The 15792-nt window shown below is 67.4% G+C and carries 13 protein-coding genes; 9 read left to right on the top strand and 4 right to left on the bottom strand.

Annotated features, from left to right (window positions below):
* Positions 1-11: 11 nt before the first annotated feature.
* Positions 12-1175, bottom strand: coding sequence for a hypothetical protein (locus tag LWW89_RS01810; protein ID WP_293260209.1), 1164 nt, complete (start codon positions 1173-1175; stop codon positions 12-14).
* A 380-nt stretch (positions 1176-1555) separates the two neighbouring features.
* Between LWW89_RS01810 and fumC the strand changes: the two genes are divergently transcribed.
* Positions 1556-2992: a class II fumarate hydratase gene (gene fumC / locus LWW89_RS01805; RefSeq protein WP_293260206.1), complete on the top strand. Its 1437-nt coding sequence runs from the start codon at positions 1556-1558 to the stop codon at positions 2990-2992.
* A 336-nt stretch (positions 2993-3328) separates the two neighbouring features.
* On the opposite strand, the gene LWW89_RS01800 is transcribed toward fumC, so the two are convergent.
* Positions 3329-3505 carry a hypothetical protein gene (locus LWW89_RS01800; protein ID WP_293260203.1) on the bottom strand — a complete coding sequence of 59 codons (177 nt, stop codon included), beginning with the start codon at positions 3503-3505 and terminating at the stop codon, positions 3329-3331.
* Between the two features lie 169 nt (positions 3506-3674).
* Here LWW89_RS01800 and LWW89_RS01795 point away from each other — a divergent pair, with 169 nt between their 5' ends.
* The 3 genes from LWW89_RS01795 (at position 3675) to LWW89_RS01785 (ending at position 6723) form a co-directional block, all read left to right on the top strand.
* On the top strand, positions 3675-4280 hold the full coding sequence (locus LWW89_RS01795; protein WP_293260200.1) for a TetR/AcrR family transcriptional regulator: 606 nt from the start codon (positions 3675-3677) through the stop codon (positions 4278-4280).
* Positions 4281-4424: 144 nt separating this feature from the next.
* Positions 4425-5582 (top strand): iron-containing alcohol dehydrogenase, encoded by a 1158-nt coding sequence (locus tag LWW89_RS01790; protein WP_293260197.1) that lies wholly within the window; start codon positions 4425-4427, stop codon positions 5580-5582.
* Positions 5583-5622: 40 nt separating this feature from the next.
* On the top strand, positions 5623-6723 hold the full coding sequence (locus tag LWW89_RS01785; protein WP_293260194.1) for an alkene reductase: 1101 nt from the start codon (positions 5623-5625) through the stop codon (positions 6721-6723).
* Between the two features lie 354 nt (positions 6724-7077).
* On the opposite strand, the gene LWW89_RS01780 is transcribed toward LWW89_RS01785, so the two are convergent.
* Entirely contained in the window at positions 7078-8382 is a 1305-nt protein-coding gene (locus LWW89_RS01780) for a chloride channel protein (RefSeq protein WP_293260191.1), read from the bottom strand.
* Positions 8383-8797: 415 nt separating this feature from the next.
* On the opposite strand from LWW89_RS01780, the gene LWW89_RS01775 reads away from it, so the two are divergent.
* The 3 genes from LWW89_RS01775 (at position 8798) to LWW89_RS01765 (ending at position 11573) form a co-directional block, all read left to right on the top strand.
* Positions 8798-8953: a hypothetical protein gene (locus LWW89_RS01775; RefSeq protein WP_293260188.1), complete on the top strand. Its 156-nt coding sequence runs from the start codon at positions 8798-8800 to the stop codon at positions 8951-8953.
* Positions 8954-9069: 116 nt separating this feature from the next.
* Positions 9070-10608 (top strand): NYN domain-containing protein, encoded by a 1539-nt coding sequence (locus LWW89_RS01770; protein WP_293260185.1) that lies wholly within the window; start codon positions 9070-9072, stop codon positions 10606-10608.
* Positions 10609-10781: 173 nt separating this feature from the next.
* Positions 10782-11573: a class I SAM-dependent methyltransferase gene (locus tag LWW89_RS01765; protein ID WP_293260182.1), complete on the top strand. Its 792-nt coding sequence runs from the start codon at positions 10782-10784 to the stop codon at positions 11571-11573.
* A gap of 195 nt (positions 11574-11768) precedes the next feature.
* Here the strand turns inward: LWW89_RS01765 and LWW89_RS01760 are convergent, their stop codons facing one another.
* The gene (locus LWW89_RS01760) at positions 11769-11924 is read right to left on the bottom strand and encodes a hypothetical protein (protein ID WP_293260179.1); all 156 of its coding nucleotides are present in this window, start codon (positions 11922-11924) and stop codon (positions 11769-11771) included.
* A gap of 550 nt (positions 11925-12474) precedes the next feature.
* Here LWW89_RS01760 and LWW89_RS01755 point away from each other — a divergent pair.
* Positions 12475-14484 carry a DEAD/DEAH box helicase gene (locus LWW89_RS01755; protein ID WP_293260176.1) on the top strand — a complete coding sequence of 670 codons (2010 nt, stop codon included), beginning with the start codon at positions 12475-12477 and terminating at the stop codon, positions 14482-14484.
* 302 nt (positions 14485-14786) lie between these two features.
* Positions 14787-15632 carry a Sir2 family NAD-dependent protein deacetylase gene (locus LWW89_RS01750; protein WP_293260174.1) on the top strand — a complete coding sequence of 282 codons (846 nt, stop codon included), beginning with the start codon at positions 14787-14789 and terminating at the stop codon, positions 15630-15632.
* The last annotated feature ends 160 nt before the right edge of the window (positions 15633-15792 follow it).

The raw sequence follows: 15792 nt of genomic DNA, 5'->3' as shown, positions 1-15792 counted from the left end.
GGATTGATAGGTTAGGGATTTTTTTGGAATTTCATTACTTCCGAAAGCTTAAGTAGTGGGTTGTCCCCTCTGAGAACGTCTTTGAGGTCTGTAGCGCCTGCAGAGAACATCCAGCGATCTTGAGTTGTAGACGACTGCAAATGCACTTGTACGCCGAGGTCAGGAAAACGTTGCGCAATTGGCACAATGAACTGAGAACAATGGAAATGCCTTGAGGGGCCAGCATTAGGTGAAGTGTCTAGGAACTTTGCAACTAAAGTTCCATTGTTTTCTTTCAAGTCCAACAGCGCAAAGCCTTGCGTGGCAAATGCCGCGCCCAGTTCCGTGGCTATGCAATAAACATCGCGATCCGTCGCGGGAAGAAGTGGGCGAAGTTCATCGAGATGGTTCAGTGTTGTAATTTCCCTCGAACTTTTCAGTGCGCCCAGTCGACGGATCAACTCCTTTGATACAGCAAATAATTCCTCACGGCTTAGCTCGACGTGATGTGACGGATTGGATTTCCCATAGTACGCGACGATACTTTTTCCGCTTACGATGTAGGAATGATGTTGGGCAATATTGCGCCACTGATTGAGCCGAATGTTCCAGGGCGGCGGGGAGAGAAGGCTAGAATCATCAAGTAGCTTCTCGAACTGTCCAGCGATCTTTCCAAAGTCAGTGTGTAAAACCGTTGCGGAATCAACGGATAATCCTTTTCCAATCAGGAATAGACAATAGAGCTCCTTCACGAACGGTTGAATCGTTGACTCGATCAACGCACCGATAATCCTAAATACCTCAAAGGCGTACTCATCATTGCCCAGTCCTTCTTTTGATTGCTCGAAGACAATCTGCAGTGAATACTTTCTCTGAGCCTCTCTTATCGGCACCTCGAAGGCAGCGATAGTTTCAAACGATTTACTCTTGTTGGTTTCAATAGCGCCTTTTCTAATGGAAAAAGCGAGATCTAGTAGGGACTTCCAATCCGGTCTAGACGAAAGCTGGCCGATGCATGCTGCTTCGTTAGCTAGCACCGTAACTGCCAACTGCCGCAGCAATTCTTTGTCTGCAACATACGGTGAAAGCAACGCAATGATGGCTTCCTTAACTTGAGCAGGCGTTGCCCCCGCATCGAGCAGCACAGAATACGGCTCGAATTTTTTTACCACCTCAAGATAGCGCTGCCGAATCAACTGAAATTCCTAACATGAAGTAGACGGCATGTTTGCCATATAAGCTACCGAAGTGACATCTAAGATGAAATTCAATTCAGCGTAGCGCATTGTTATTAATGAGAAATATCCATTCACTCTGGATTATACACAAGTCATATGCGGTGCTTATGCCTAGAGAGAAACCACATTAACGCCAGCTTTGGGACTGAGATTTCGACCGATCGCTTTTGGCCGATTGCAGCCTGATGACGTAGAGGTGGTCAGTTAAGTGATTTTCTGTAGTCAGGTATGGCGCGAAACCGTAGCCAACCAGCGCAATCCTTCGTCGCAGCTCCCAATTTCCTCCCCCTGCCCCCCCCGCCAACAGGTCTAGGATGAAAACTCACCCGGAGAACGCCATGCCTGCCATCCCCCACCCCCCCGCCACCCGCACCGAGCGGGATACCTTCGGACCCATCGCCGTGCCGGCCGAGCGGTTGTGGGGCGCCCAGACCCAGCGGTCCCGGGAGCACTTCGCCATTTCCACCGAGCGCATGCCGGCGGAGCTGGTGGCGGCCCTGGCGCTGGTCAAGCGGGCCTCGGCCCTGGCCAACCGGGATTTGGCCGGGTTGCCGGCCGATACGGCCACGGCCATCGCCGCCGCCGCCGACGAGGTGCTGGCGGGCCAGCATCCGGAGGAATTTCCCCTGGCGGTGTGGCAGACCGGGTCGGGCACCCAGTCCAACATGAACATGAACGAGGTGCTGGCCAACCGGGCCTCGGAGTTGCTCGGCGGCGAGCGGGGCGAAAAGCGCAGGGTGCATCCCAACGACGACGTGAACCGCAGCCAGTCGTCCAACGACATCTTTCCCACCGCCATGCACGTGGCCGCCGCCCGGGCGCTGCACCACCATCTGCTGCCGGCCCTGGCCGCCCTGCGCGCCGAGCTGGACGCCAAGGCCCGAGAGTTCGCCCCCATCGTCAAGATCGGCCGCACCCATTTGCAGGACGCCACGCCCCTGACCCTGGGCCAGGAATTTTCCGGCTACGTGGCCCAGCTCGACCTGGCCCATGCCGCCATCGAGGCCACCCTGCCGGCGGTGCTGGCCCTGGCGGTAGGCGGCACGGCGGTGGGCACCGGCCTCAACGCTCCGCCCGGCTTCGGCCCCCGGGTGGCCCGGGAGCTGGAGGCGGCCACCGGCCTGCCGTTCACCGTGGCAGGCAACCGCTTCGCCGCCCTGGCCGGCCACGAGCCCCTGGTGGCGGCCCATGGGGCGCTCAAGACTTTGGCCACGGCGCTGATGAAGATCGCCAACGACCTGCGCTGGCTGGCCTCCGGCCCCCGTTCCGGCCTGGGGGAGATCAGCCTGCCGGAGAACGAGCCGGGCAGCTCGATCATGCCCGGCAAGGTGAACCCGACCCAGTGCGAGGCCCTGACCATGGTCTGCGCCCAGGTCTTCGGCAACGACGTGGCAATCACCGTGGGCGCTGCCTCGGGCAACTTCGAGCTGAACGTGTTCAAGCCCCTGATCGCCCACAACGTGCTGCAAAGCCTGCGCCTCCTGGCCGACGGCATGGCCAGCTTCACCCTGCACTGCGTGCGCGGCATCGTCCCCAACACCGGCCGCATCGCCGAACTGGTGGAACGCTCCCTGATGCTGGTCACCGCCCTAGCGCCCCACATCGGCTACGACAAGGCGGCGGCCATCGCCAAGCACGCCCACCACGAAGGCACCACCCTCAAGGCCGCCGCCCTGGCCCTGGGCCACGTCAGCGCCGAGGACTTCGACCGCTGGGTGCGCGCCGAGGACATGGTGGGCTCGCCGCCCCCGCCCCCCTCCTCCGCCAAACCCTAATAGGGACGGGCATCTCCGCGATGCCTATCCCAAACCCCGCGCCAATCGTGGCTTTGCGAAGAGGCATCGTGGAGATCGAGCACTGGCGCGGGGTTCCAGGCAGCGGCCCGGCGGCTTTCCCCAGAAAATGGGGAAAGGTCTGTGGATAAGCCGGATTTCCCCTTTGCCCTCAGGCATATGACGCCATGCCCGCAAAACGGGCAATGGCGGGAGGCGCCACGGCCGGCACATCGGTCAAGGCGGGTTGCAGGTGAAGGCCGGCGCGGTCAGTCCCATATAACCCCGTGTCGGCCAGCGTAGCCGTGGATAGCACTGGGCTCCCGGCCACCGCGCCAGTCAGCGCCACAAGTCGAAAAAAGCGCGGGCGATGGGCGGCAAGAAGATCAGGATGAGCCACGCCAGCAGCAGCAGTCCAAAGGCTGCAAAAACGATGGCCGCCAGCCAGCCCGGCAGGACACCGGTAATGGCCAGGACGAAGACCAATACCGCCACACCGTGAGCAGCACCAAACATACGCACCTCCTCCCATCCTCGTTGCCCAGCCCGTCAACCGGTGCGGTGCTGCGCGACCGCCGGGAATCTAGTGTCCCGGCCCAGCATTCCGACCCACTCACACCGCCCGGAACCTCGGGCAAGAAAAATTACTAGACGACCGGTCTAATTTAACCTATCCTGCGTCGTCATGAAGGCCCACTACGACGACACCCGCCAGCACATCCTCGACACCGGCAAGCGCATCATTGCCGGCAAGGGGTTCTCCTGCGTCGGCTTGACCGAGATTCTGCAGACGGCGGATGTGCCCAAGGGCTCCTTCTACCACTACTTCAAATCCAAGGAGCAGTTCGGCCAGGCCCTCATCGAGGACTACTTCGCCTGCTACCTGGAGCGCGTCGACACCCTGCTCACCAACCCGGCCTACCCGGCCCGGGTGCGCCTGCTGCGCTACTGGCAGCAGTGGGTGGATACCCAATGCACCGGCTGCACCGACCAGAAATGCCTGGTGGTGAAGCTGAGCGGCGAGGTGGCCGACCTGTCCGAACCCATGCGCCTGGCCCTGCGCGACGGCACCGAAGGGGTGATCCGCCGCTTGGCCGGCTGCATCGCCGCCGGCGCCGAGGACGGCTCCCTGCCCGCCCTGCCGCCCCGGGAAACTGCCGAAACCCTCTACCAGCTGTGGCTCGGCGCCAGCCTGCTGGCCAAGCTGCACCGCACCGCAACGCCCCTGGAACAGGCCATGGCCGCCACCGAGCGGCTGCTCGCGCCGGCTTCCGAACCCACCGCTGCCTAACCCCAAGCCCATCCAAACGGCCGCCATGTCTGTTTTCCCACCGTACCCGTCATCACCCAGCAACTAGACGACCGGTCTAATTAGCACCCCCGCATTCACGACGTACCCGCGACGCATCCACCACAGTTTTCCCAAAGGCCCGCCATGCAGAACTTCGACTACTACAACCCGACTCGCATCGTCTTCGGCCAGGGCAGCATCGCCCAGCTCGACCAGTTGGTGCCCACCGACGCCAAGGTGCTGGTGCTCTACGGCGGCGGCAGCGCCGAGCGCAACGGTACCCTGGCCGAGGTGGAGGCCGCCCTGGGCAACCGTACCGTGCGCCGCTTCGGCGGCATCGAGCCGAACCCGGAGTTCGACACCCTGATGGAAGCCGTGGCCCTGATCCGCGCCGAAAAGCTCGACTTCCTGCTGGCCGTGGGCGGCGGCTCGGTGATCGACGGCACCAAGTTCGTCGCCGCTGCCGTCGACTACCCGGGCGACCCGTGGCAGATCCTGGAGACCCACGGCGCCCAGGTGACCCAAGCCGTGCCCCTGGGCTGCGTGCTGACCCTGCCGGCCACCGGCTCGGAGATGAACAACTTCTCCGTGGTCAGCCGCCGCGCCCGCCAGGCCAAGCTGGGCTTTGCCAGCGCCCACGTCTTCCCCCGGTTTTCGGTGCTCGACCCGGTCAAGACCTACACCCTGCCGCCGCGCCAGATCGCCAACGGGGCGGTGGATGCCTTCGTGCACGTCATGGAGCAGTACCTGACCTACCCGGCCAACGCCCCGGTGCAGGACCGCTACGCCGAGGGCCTGTTGCAGACCCTGGTCGAGGTCGGCCCCCAGGCCCTGGCCACGCCCCAGGACTACGACGTGCGCGCCAACCTGATGTGGGCCGCCACCCAGGCCCTCAACGGCCTGATCGGCGCCGGGGTGCCGCAAGACTGGGCCACCCACATGATCGGCCACGAGATCACCGCCCTGTACGGCCTGGACCATGCCCAGACCCTGGCCATCGTCCTGCCCGCCCTGATGCGCGAGTGCCGCGCCGCCAAGCGCGACAAGCTGCTCCAGTACGCCGCCCAGGTGTGGGCCATCCACTCCGGCGGCGCCGACGAGCGCATCGACGCGGCCATCGACCGTACCCAGGCTTTCTTCGAATCCCTCGGCGTCAAGACCCGCCTCGGCGACTACGGCATCGGCGCCGAGGCCGCGGACAAGGTCGCCGCCCAGCTCCAGGCCCACGGCATGACCGCCCTGGGCGAACGCCAGACGGTGGACATCGCCGCCGTCCGCCGCATCCTTCAAGCAGCCCTGTAGTCCCCTCCCCCCCATCCGATACACCCACAGGAGCACGTGCATGACCACCCTCTTCGACCCCATCCAGGTGGGCGACATCGCCCTGGCCAACCGCATCGTCATGGCGCCGCTGACCCGCAACCGGGCCATCGGCGGCATCCCCACCGAGATCATGGTGGACTACTACCGACAGCGCGCCACCGCCGGCCTGATCATCGCCGAGGCCAGCCCCATCAACGCCATGGCCCAGGGCTACCTGGACACCCCGGGGATCTACACCCCCGAGCAGGTGGCGGCCTGGCGCAAGGTGACCGACGCGGTGCACGCCGCTGGCGGCAAGATCGTCATCCAGCTCTGGCACGTGGGCCGCATCTCCCACAGCTCCCTGCTGCCCGGCGGCGCCGCCCCGGTGTCCTCCACCAACCACGCCCCGGCCGGCCTGAAGACCTTCACCAGCGAAGGTTTCGTGGACACCACCCCGCCCCGGGCCCTGCGCGACGACGAGATCCCCGGCCTGATCGCCGACTACGCCCACGCCGCCCGTTGCGCCATCGAGGCCGGCTTCGACGGCGTCGAAGTGCACGCCGCCAACACCTACCTGATCGAGCAGTTCCTGCGCGACAGCGTGAACGACCGCAGCGGCCCCTACGGCGGCAGCATCGAAAACCGCGCCCGCCTGCTGCTCGAGGCGACCAAGGCCGTGGCCCAGGCCGCCGGCCCCGGCCGCACCGGCATCCGCTTGAGCCCCCTCACCACCTTCGGCGGCGCCACGCCGCTCGACAGCGATCCCCAGGCCCTCTACGGCTACGTGGTGGACCAGCTCGCCCCCCTGGGCCTGGCCTACGTGCACATGATCGAGGGCGAGACTGGCGGCAAGCGCACCCCGCCCGACGCCCCGGCCTTCGACTACGACGCCCTGCGCCGCGCCTTCCCCGGCGCCTGGATCGTGAACAACGGCTACACCCGGGACACCGCCGTGGAAGCCGTCGCCTCCGGCCATACCGACCTGGTGGCCTTCGGCCGCCCGTTCATCGCCAACCCGGATCTGGTGCGCCGCCTGCGCGATAACGCCCCCCTCAACAAGGCCAACTCCGCCACCTTCTACGGCGGCGGCAGCGAGGGCTACCTGGACTACCCGACCCTGGAGGGCGCCACCGCCTGACCGGCCGCCACGGCCCCGCCCGGGGTCGTGACGGCCGCCCCGTGGATGCCCGACTCCCACGATCCACGCTACTCGCTTGGCCCGGCAGCGCCCCTTCCGCTGCCGGGCTTTTTTTATCCGCCCCCCGGAAAACCAATAGGGGCGCCGACCTTCGGATTGCCACCGCCAAACCCCGCGTCCCTATTGGTTTTCCAGGCAGGCATCGTGGAACGCCTTATCCGGCGCGGACCTTGGCGGGGCGGCCTGAAGAATTTCCCCAGAAACTGGGGAAAGGGCTGTGGACAACCGGATTTTTCCCTTTTGCCCCGGGCACATGACGCACCGCCCAAAAAACAGGCGGCGCGATGGCGCGGCCTACGCCTCGGGCCCCTTGCGCGGCGCGGGCAGCCAGCCCGTGGCGAGCTTCTGGTACAGCTCCGGGCTGATGCGCGAGCTGACCGCCTTGGCCAGCAGGGCGATGGCCATCAGGCTGATGACCATCTCATGGCCGTCCACCATTTCCATGACGATGATCGCCGAGGTGATCGGCGACTGGGTCACCGCTGCGAGAAAGCCGGCCATGCACAGGGCGATCAGGGGAATGGCGTCGGTGCTGGCCTGGAGCTGGGCCAGGGTCGAGCCCAGCCCGGCGCCGATGGCCAGGGACGGGGCAAAGATGCCGCCGGGAATGCCCGAGAAGTAGCTGGCCAGGGTGGCGAGAAAGCGGGCGATGGCCACGTACCAGGGCAGCTGCACCTCGCCGGCCACCACTTGGGCGGTGATGGCGTAGCCGCTGCCGTAGGAGGCCCCGGCGCTGACCAGGCCGAGCAGCGCCACCGCCAGGCCGCAGCCCCCGGCGAAGAGCACCGGATGGCGGGCGCGCCACTGCCAAAGAGGGCTGTCGCTGCGATACAGGGGCCACAGCATCAGGCGGCTGAACAGCCCGCCGAGCAAGCCGGTGGCCAGGCCGCCGGCCAAGACGGGCAGGATCACCGAATCGCCCAGGGCTGCCACCTTGAGCTTGCCGAAGTAGTTGTAATTGCCGAGCAGGGCGATGGCCACCAGGCCGGCGATGATGATGGTGCTGACCAGCACGCCGCTGGTGCGGGCCTCCAGGCGCCGTCCCAGTTCCTCGATGGCGAAGACGATGCCGGCCAGCGGCGTGTTGAAGGCCGCCGCGATGCCCGCCGCGCCCCCGGCGATCAACAGATCCTGGGGCCGAATCGCCCGGGAATAGGGAAGGAAGCGGTGGGAAAAATGCAGGATCGACGCCGCCACCTGCACCGACGGCCCCTCCCGCCCGGCGGAAAAGCCGCCCAGCAGCGCAAACCCGCCCAGCAGCACCTTGCCCGCGGCGATGCGCAGGGACACCAGCCCCCCCACCTCGCCCCCCTTGGCGGCGATGCGGGTGGCGGCGATCACCTGGGGAATGCCGCTGCCCTGGGCCCCGGGCACGTAGCGTCGGGTCAGCCACACGGTGGCCATGCCGACGGCCGGGGCGAGCAGGAAGGGCAGCCAGGGCCGCCCCGCCACCAGGCCGTCGAAGAGGTGCAAGGCCCACTCCGCCAGCTTGGCGAAGAACACCACCGTGCCGCCCGCCACCAGGGCCGCCGTCCACAAGGTGGCGCGCACCCGCCACCGGTTGCTGCTGAATTGCCGTCTCAGGAAGGCAACGTTCATCGCCGCATGCTCCAACGCCAGACCGCGCCGCCCCTCATCGGCGGGCACGGTGCAAAGGTCGCATGCTACGCCCGCCCCGCCCGCCGGACCTAGCCGGCCGCACCCCGGCCATGCCACCACCATGGAGGCGCATAAAGATGCCGGCCCCAAACTCCAGGCTGGGCGGCCATCTCCAGCCCGCCAGGGCCAAACCCCGCGCCCCACCTCGCTCTCCAGCCACACCCTCTGGAATCCCTTGTCCGGCGCGGGGTTTGGAAGGGCGACCATTCGGACGCCCGGCACTTTCCCCAGAAAATGGGGACAGGGCTGTGGATAACACTGAATTACTCTTTTAGCTCAAGGCTATGACAGAACGCCCAAGAAACAGGCAAAAAATACATAATGCATACCTTGATTAAATAAACCCTGCCATACGATGGATATCGTCATCAAAGCCCTCGGGCTCCTCATCGGCTTCTACGTCTTTCGCGGCCTGCTAGGCAAAGCCCGTGACGGCGACCTGCGCAAATTCCTGATCCTGGTCGCCGTCACAATGGCAGTCATCCTCTACCGACTCGCCGATCCGGCCTGAAACCACGGGCGCGGCGCCAGTTCGCCCCCGCAGATTTCCCCGCCCCCGTTCCCGGACTCGTTATCATGGCGCCCTCGGTGCCCCGGGCCGTTGCCCGGCACCCCACGGAGAACAACATGGCTTCATCCAACGACACCGTCAGCATGGCGGTGTTCTGCGACTTCGAGAACGTCGCCCTGGGCGTGCGCGATGCCCAGTACGATAAATTCGACATCAAGCCGGTGCTGGAGCGCCTGCTGCTCAAGGGCAGCATCGTGGTCAAGAAGGCCTATTGCGACTGGGAGCGCTACAAAGGCTTCAAGGCCACCATGCACGAGGCCAATTTCGAGCTGATCGAGATCCCCCACGTGCGCCAGTCCGGCAAGAATTCTGCCGACATCCGCCTGGTGGTGGACGCTCTGGACCTCTGCTACACCAAGTCCCACGTCAATACCTTCGTCATCATCTCCGGCGATTCCGACTTCTCGCCCCTGGTCTCCAAGCTGCGCGAGAACGCCAAGCAGGTGATCGGCGTGGGGGTGAAGCAATCCACCTCGGACCTACTCATCGCCAACTGCGACGAGTTCATCTTCTACGACGACCTGGTGCGTGAAAGCCAGCGCGCCGCCGCCAAGCGCAACCGGGACAGCCAGCAGCCGCCCAAGCGCACGCCGGAAGAGGAAAAACGCCGCAAGGAAGAGATGGACAAGCGCCGCGCCCAGGCCGTAGACATGGTGGCCGCCACCTTCGACGCCCTGATGGCCGACCGCAGCGACACCGAGAAGCTGTGGGCCTCGGTGCTCAAGGAGGCCCTGAAGCGCCGCAACCCGGGCTTCAACGAGGCCTACTACGGCTTCCGCGCCTTCGGCAGCCTGCTCGACGAGGCCAAGAGCCGGGGCCTGCTGGAAATCGGCCGGGACGAGAAGTCCGGCACCTACGTCTGCCGCCCCAACAGTGCGGCTCAGGTTAGCCAGAGCGCTCCCCGCGGCGAGGCGGCACCGGCCGCCGACGCGCACCAATCAACAGCTTCGAGCGAGGCCAGCGCCGCCGCCCAGCCGCACTCCGCCCCGGCGGAACCGACCCAGGCCCAGGCCAAGCCCGCTGGCGACCGCCGCCGTGGCCGGGGCCGCGGCCAGGATACGCGCGGCGCCAAAGGCGCCGGATCGGAAAGCGCGGTAACGCCCGCAGCCCCCTCCGTACCGGCCGACCATACCGCCGCGACCGCCGTCCCCAGCCAGCCGGCCCAGGCCGAAGCGAGTACGGCCGACAGCGCCGCCCCGGCCTCTCCGGCTGCCGCGCCGCGCAAGCCGCCCCGCCAGGGCGCCCGCACCGCCAGGGCCGCTAGCAGCAACCCGACCAAGACCACCGCGCCCGCCGCGGCGGACACGCCGGCGGCGCCCGCCCAAGCGGCAACGGACAGTGCGGCCGGCGCGGGCACCGCCAACAAGGCGGCAAAAGCAGGGAAAGCGGACAAGGCGGAAAAATCGAACAAACGGGCCAAGCCGGCCAAGGCGGAACAGCCGAAGCACGGGGACACGCCGTCCGCCTCCGCCGCGCCCACCGCGGAAGCACCGTCCCAAGGCAAGCCCAGCGCAGCCCGCAAGCCTGCCCCGCGCAGCCGCCGGCCGCGCGGGGCGGCCGAGGGTGGCACGGGCGGCAATGGCGCCGCCGAGTAAGCCGTAACCCCCATCGCCGCATCCCGGGCCCGTCAAGCGTGGCCCGGGATGGGGCGCTCGATTTCGGGCTCCCGCCCCGGCAGCCCTGCCCGGCCCGCCCAGCCCACCGGCCCACAGATTCACGGCAGCCGGTAGCAGAATCCGCCCCAACGTCTTTCCTCCCCCACCGCCACATGTCCGCCGACCATCCCGCCCTCGCCCTGCGCGTCGAGCCCCTTGCCCCCGAGTTCGCTGCTGCCGCCGCCGCCCTGGCGGCGCAACTGGGCCTGCCCGGGGCGGAATCTGCCGCGGAATTCGCCGTGCAGGTGGGGCCCGAGGGAGTGCAGCTGGTGGAATTGGGGCCTGGCGCCCCGGGGCCGATTCGGGTGGATTTCGTCGCCGGAGCGGCGGCCCATCGGCGCCTCTACGGCGGCGGGGCCGGGCAGATGATCGCCAAGGCAGTGGGCTTGCAGCCCGGGGTGCGTCCCACGGTGCTGGACGCCACCGCCGGCCTGGGGGGCGACGCCTTCGTGCTGGCCCAACTGGGCTGCGCCATGACCCTGCTGGAGCGCCAGCCGGTAGTGGCGGCCCTGCTCGCCGACGGCCTGGTCCGGGCGGCGGCGGACCCGGAGGTGGGCGCCATCGCGGCGCGCATGAGGTTGATCCGGGGCAACGCCATCGAGGCGATGGCCGCCTGGGCGGACGAGCCGCCCCAGGTGATCTACCTGGACCCGATGTTTCCGCACCGGGACAAGAGCGCCCTGGTGAAGAAGGAAATGCGCCTGTTCCGCCCCCTGGTGGGGGACGACGACGACGCCCCGGCCCTGCTGGCCGCAGCCCTGCCCCTGGCCAGCCACCGGGTGGTGGTGAAGCGCCCGCGCAAGGCGCCAGCCATTGCCGGCCCGGCCCCCAGCTTCGTGCTGGAGGGCAAGTCGAGCCGCTACGACATCTACGCCAGAAAGTCGCTCAAGCCCAAGGCGGGCTGAACACGCCAACCTGCGCGGCACACCCGGCGCCGGGCTGCCGTATTGGTCAAGCTACCCGGCGTCGGACGGGCAGACGCCACAACGCCCTGCCGCGCCAGCGGAAGCAGCGCGAAGCAGCGCGAAGCAGCGGCAAGGCAGCGACGAACCGGCGACGCCGCCCCCCCCCACCCTGCCGGCCGTGCCGGAAAAACAACCTCAGTGATGATGAGGCTGGGCGCCGGCAACCAAGGGCGCCACCACGTCCTCGACCTCGTGGGGGTGCTTCTTGGCCATCTTGGCCGCCTTGCGCTCCTTGGGGGTGAGAAGGGGCGTCTTCTTCGGTTCCTTGGTGCCGTGTCTGAACTTGCTCATGATCGCAACTCCTGAACGGCCGGGGCTGGACGGCAAGCGCGATGCGCAGGTGCGCCGCTGCGCCGTCCGGTTTCATCCCGGCCCATCCGTTCACTATAGGCCACTCCGGGCGACCCACCGCTTGCGCTCCCGACCATGGGCCATTGCCTTTTTCCGTCCCGGGTTTGTGCCGCGCAGCAAAAGCTGCCATAATCTCGCCCTTGCCTCGGAGTCAGAGTGCCTCGCCCGGTGTCACGTGGGCGAAAATTTTCTGACCGTTCCAGGGAAAAGCCCCGCCAGCCGGCGAAGTCGTTGCTCTCGTAGCCGTGTAGTCCGGCAGCCAGAATTGCTTTTCCGTCACCGCTAGTCATCGATCTCTAGCCCCCTATCGTCAGGGCCCGTTTTCCGGGTTTCCTGGTCGGCATAACGGTTGGCGTCGATGTGGGTGTTGATTACGCCAATCCGTTGCGGCCAATTGCGCATGTCGTGTTTGCGCGCTGGGTGCCGTTCGCGTTTGCCGAGGCCCGCCCTTGCCACCAGGCAAGCCTTTACGCAATCCAAGGAAAACCTGATGACCGTTTCTTCGATCGAGAATCTCGACGCTGCCCCCATTGCCATCGCCGACGCTGCCGACGCCGCCCCCGAGGCCGTCGTTACCGCCAGCGCCGCGCCCGCCCAGGCGTCCGAGCCGACCGAAACCGTTGCTGCCGAGGCCGCCGACATCGCCATTGCCACCGATGCCGCCGAAGCACCGGCCAACCTCTTTGCCGAACTGGGCGTGGTCGCGCCCATCGTGCGCAACCTGACCACCCTGGGCATCACCGCCCCCACCCCGGTGCAGCGCCAGGCCCTGCCGATCCTGCTCGGCGGCGCCGACCTGATCGCCTCTGCCCCCACCGGCACCGGCAAGACCGCTTCCTTCCTGCTGCCGGCCATGACCCGCATGCAGCAACAGCCCGCCAAGGCCCGCGCCATCGGCCCCCGCCTCCTGGTGCTGACCCCGACCCGCGAACTGGCCCAGCAGGTGTCCAAGGCCGCCATCAGCTTCGCCAAGGGCATCAACCGCATGAAGACGGTGTGCATCACCGGCGGCGAGTCCTACTTCAACCAGAACCGGGTGCTGTCCTCCCCCTACGAAATCCTGGTGGCCACCCCGGGCCGTCTGATGGACCAGATGAACAGCGGCCGCATCGACTTCTCCCGCCTGGAAATGCTGGTGCTGGACGAAGCCGACCGCATGCTCGACATGGGCTTCTCCGATGACGTGATGGCGATTGCCGAAGCGCTGCCGACGGAACGCCAGACCGTGTGCTTCACCGCCACCCTGTCGCCCAACGTGCAGGCCCTGACCGGCCAACTGATGAAGTCGCCCCAGATGATCTCGGTGAAGGCCGAAGTGTCCCGCCAGGACGCCATCGACCAGCACGTGGTGTACGTGGACGACATGGGCCACAAGCGCCGCCTGCTCGACCACTGGCTGGCCAAGGACGACACCGGCCAGGCCATCATCTTCACCGCCACCAAGCGCGACGCCGAGCTGCTCGCCGAGGAACTGGGCGCCGCCGGCCACTCCACCGTGGCCCTGCACGGCGACCTGCAACAGCGCCAGCGCACCCGCATGCTCAACCAGCTGCGCCAGGGTGCCGCCCGGGTGCTGGTGGCCACCGACGTGGCCGCCCGCGGCATCGACGTGCCGGCCATCACCCACGTCTTCAACTTCGACCTGCCCAAGTTCGCCGAGGACTACGTGCACCGCATCGGCCGCACCGGCCGCGCCGGCGCCACCGGCATGGCCGTGTCCTTCGTCGGCAAGCAGGACGTGTTCACCCTGCGCCGCATCGAGCGCTTCATCGGCAACAAGGTGAAAGTGACCGAGATCGAGGGCCTGGAAGCCCGCTTCAAGCCCGGCCAGGAACGCCGCGAAGGCGGCAACAACCGGGGCGGCAAGTTCGGCAACAAGGGCGGCTACGGCAACGGCAAGCCCGGCTTCCGCAAGGAAGGTGGCTTCGGCGGCGGCGAGCGCAAGCCTTACGGCGATCGCGGAGACCGCCAGTTCGCCGACCGGGGCGACCGTCCGGCCCGTCCCTACGGCGACCGTCCGCAAGGCGATCGTCCCTACGGCAACGGCGGCGACCGCCCCTACGGCAAGCGTCCCCAGGGCGACCGTCCGTTCGGCAACGACCGTCCCTACGGCGAACGCAAGTTCGGCGGTGAGCGTCAGCCCTCCAACTGGGGCAACGCCAACCCCTACGCCCGCCCCGAGCGTCCCCGGGACTTCGACGAGCGCGAGATTCAGCGCCGCGAGTTCCTGGCCCGCGAAGGCAAGGGCGCCCAGGGTGCCTCCGAGCACTACACCGGCTTCACCCACCACGGTTTCGGCGACGGCAACCGGGGCAAGGGCGGCTTCAACGGCACCGACAAGAACCGTGGCGGCGGCAAGCCCGGCGGCTTCGGCCCCAAGCAGGGCGGCTTCAAGCGCCCCGGCGAGCGCGCCCAGCACCACGCCCATGACGGCCGTGGCACCGGTGGCAACGGTGGCAATGGCGGCAACCGGGCGTCCCGCTTCGGCCGGGACGACTAAGGCCGCGACAGCCTGAACCAGCAGCCCCGCGTCCTGCGCGGGAGCGGCACGAAAACGGCGAGGCGCCTTGCGGCCCTCGCCGTTTTTTTATGGAAAGCCCGGTGTCTGCATTCCCTGGCTGACCGGACAACCGCCCAGCCAGTCAAACTGGCTGCTTGCGGCGTGGACGATACGGAGCCACGGAGGCGCGAGGGTCGCCGAGTGCGCCGCCAGGATTTTTCCGTGCCGTCCCCCGCCTCCGTACCCGCTGCATTGCCGACACCCGCCCCACCGCCAACCGCCCCCTCCGTTCCGCTACGCCGATGACTGCTCCCACCTCCCCTTTCGACCAGGCCATCGCCCGGGCCGCCGCGCTGATCGGCACGGCCGACGGCCTGATCGTCACCGCCGGCGCCGGCATGGGGGTGGATTCGGGCCTGCCCGATTTTCGCGGCAACGCCGGCTTCTGGCGCGCCTACCCGGCCCTGGCCGAGGCGGGCATCGACTTCACCCGCATCGCCAACCCGGCCGCCTTCGTGCGCGCACCCCGCCGGGCCTGGGGCTTCTACGGCCACCGTCTGGCCCTCTATCGGGACACCGCGCCCCACGCCGGCTTCGCCGTGCTGCGCGCCCTGGGCGCGGCCATGCCCGGGGGCGCCTTCGTCGTCACCAGCAACGTGGACGGCCAGTTCCAGAAGGCCGGCTTCGCCCCGGACCGGGTGCTGGAAATCCACGGCTCGATCCACCACCTGCAATGCCTCACGCCGTGCGACAACGCCGTGTGGCCGGCCGACGGCGTGGTGCCGCAGATCGACGCCCGGCGCTGCGAATGGACCGGCGCCGACCTGCCGGCCTGCCCCCAGTGCGGCGGACTGGCCCGGCCCAACATCCTGATGTTCGACGACTGGCAGTGGCACAGCGCCCCGAGCGACGCCCAGCGGCGCCGCTTCCAGGCATGGCGGCAGACGGTGGAAGCCCCGGTGGTGATCGAGCTGGGCGCCGGCATCGACCTGCCCGCCATCCGCCACATCGGCGAAGCCCTGGATGCGCCGCTGATCCGCATCAACACCCGCCATCCGGACCTGCCCCGGGGCCAAGGCGTAAGCATCGCTGCCGGCGCCCGGGACGCCCTGACGGCCCTGGCCAGCGCGCTCGGGCTGGCGATTTAGGGCGAAATCAAGGCCAAGGCCGAACCGCCCCCTCAGGGCCGCACGGGGCGACGGCAAGCTGAACAAGCGGAGGAAGCCGGAACGTAGGTGTGGCCGCGCCGTATCAACCGGCAGCGGACCCGCCACGGCCGAGCATCCGTCACCGTCACAGCCACCGCCC

The sequence above is a fragment of the Oryzomicrobium sp. genome (assembly GCF_021287045.1).
Taxonomy (GTDB): Bacteria; Pseudomonadota; Gammaproteobacteria; order Burkholderiales; family Rhodocyclaceae; genus Oryzomicrobium.
This window is presented reverse-complemented; position numbering and strand designations above follow the sequence as displayed.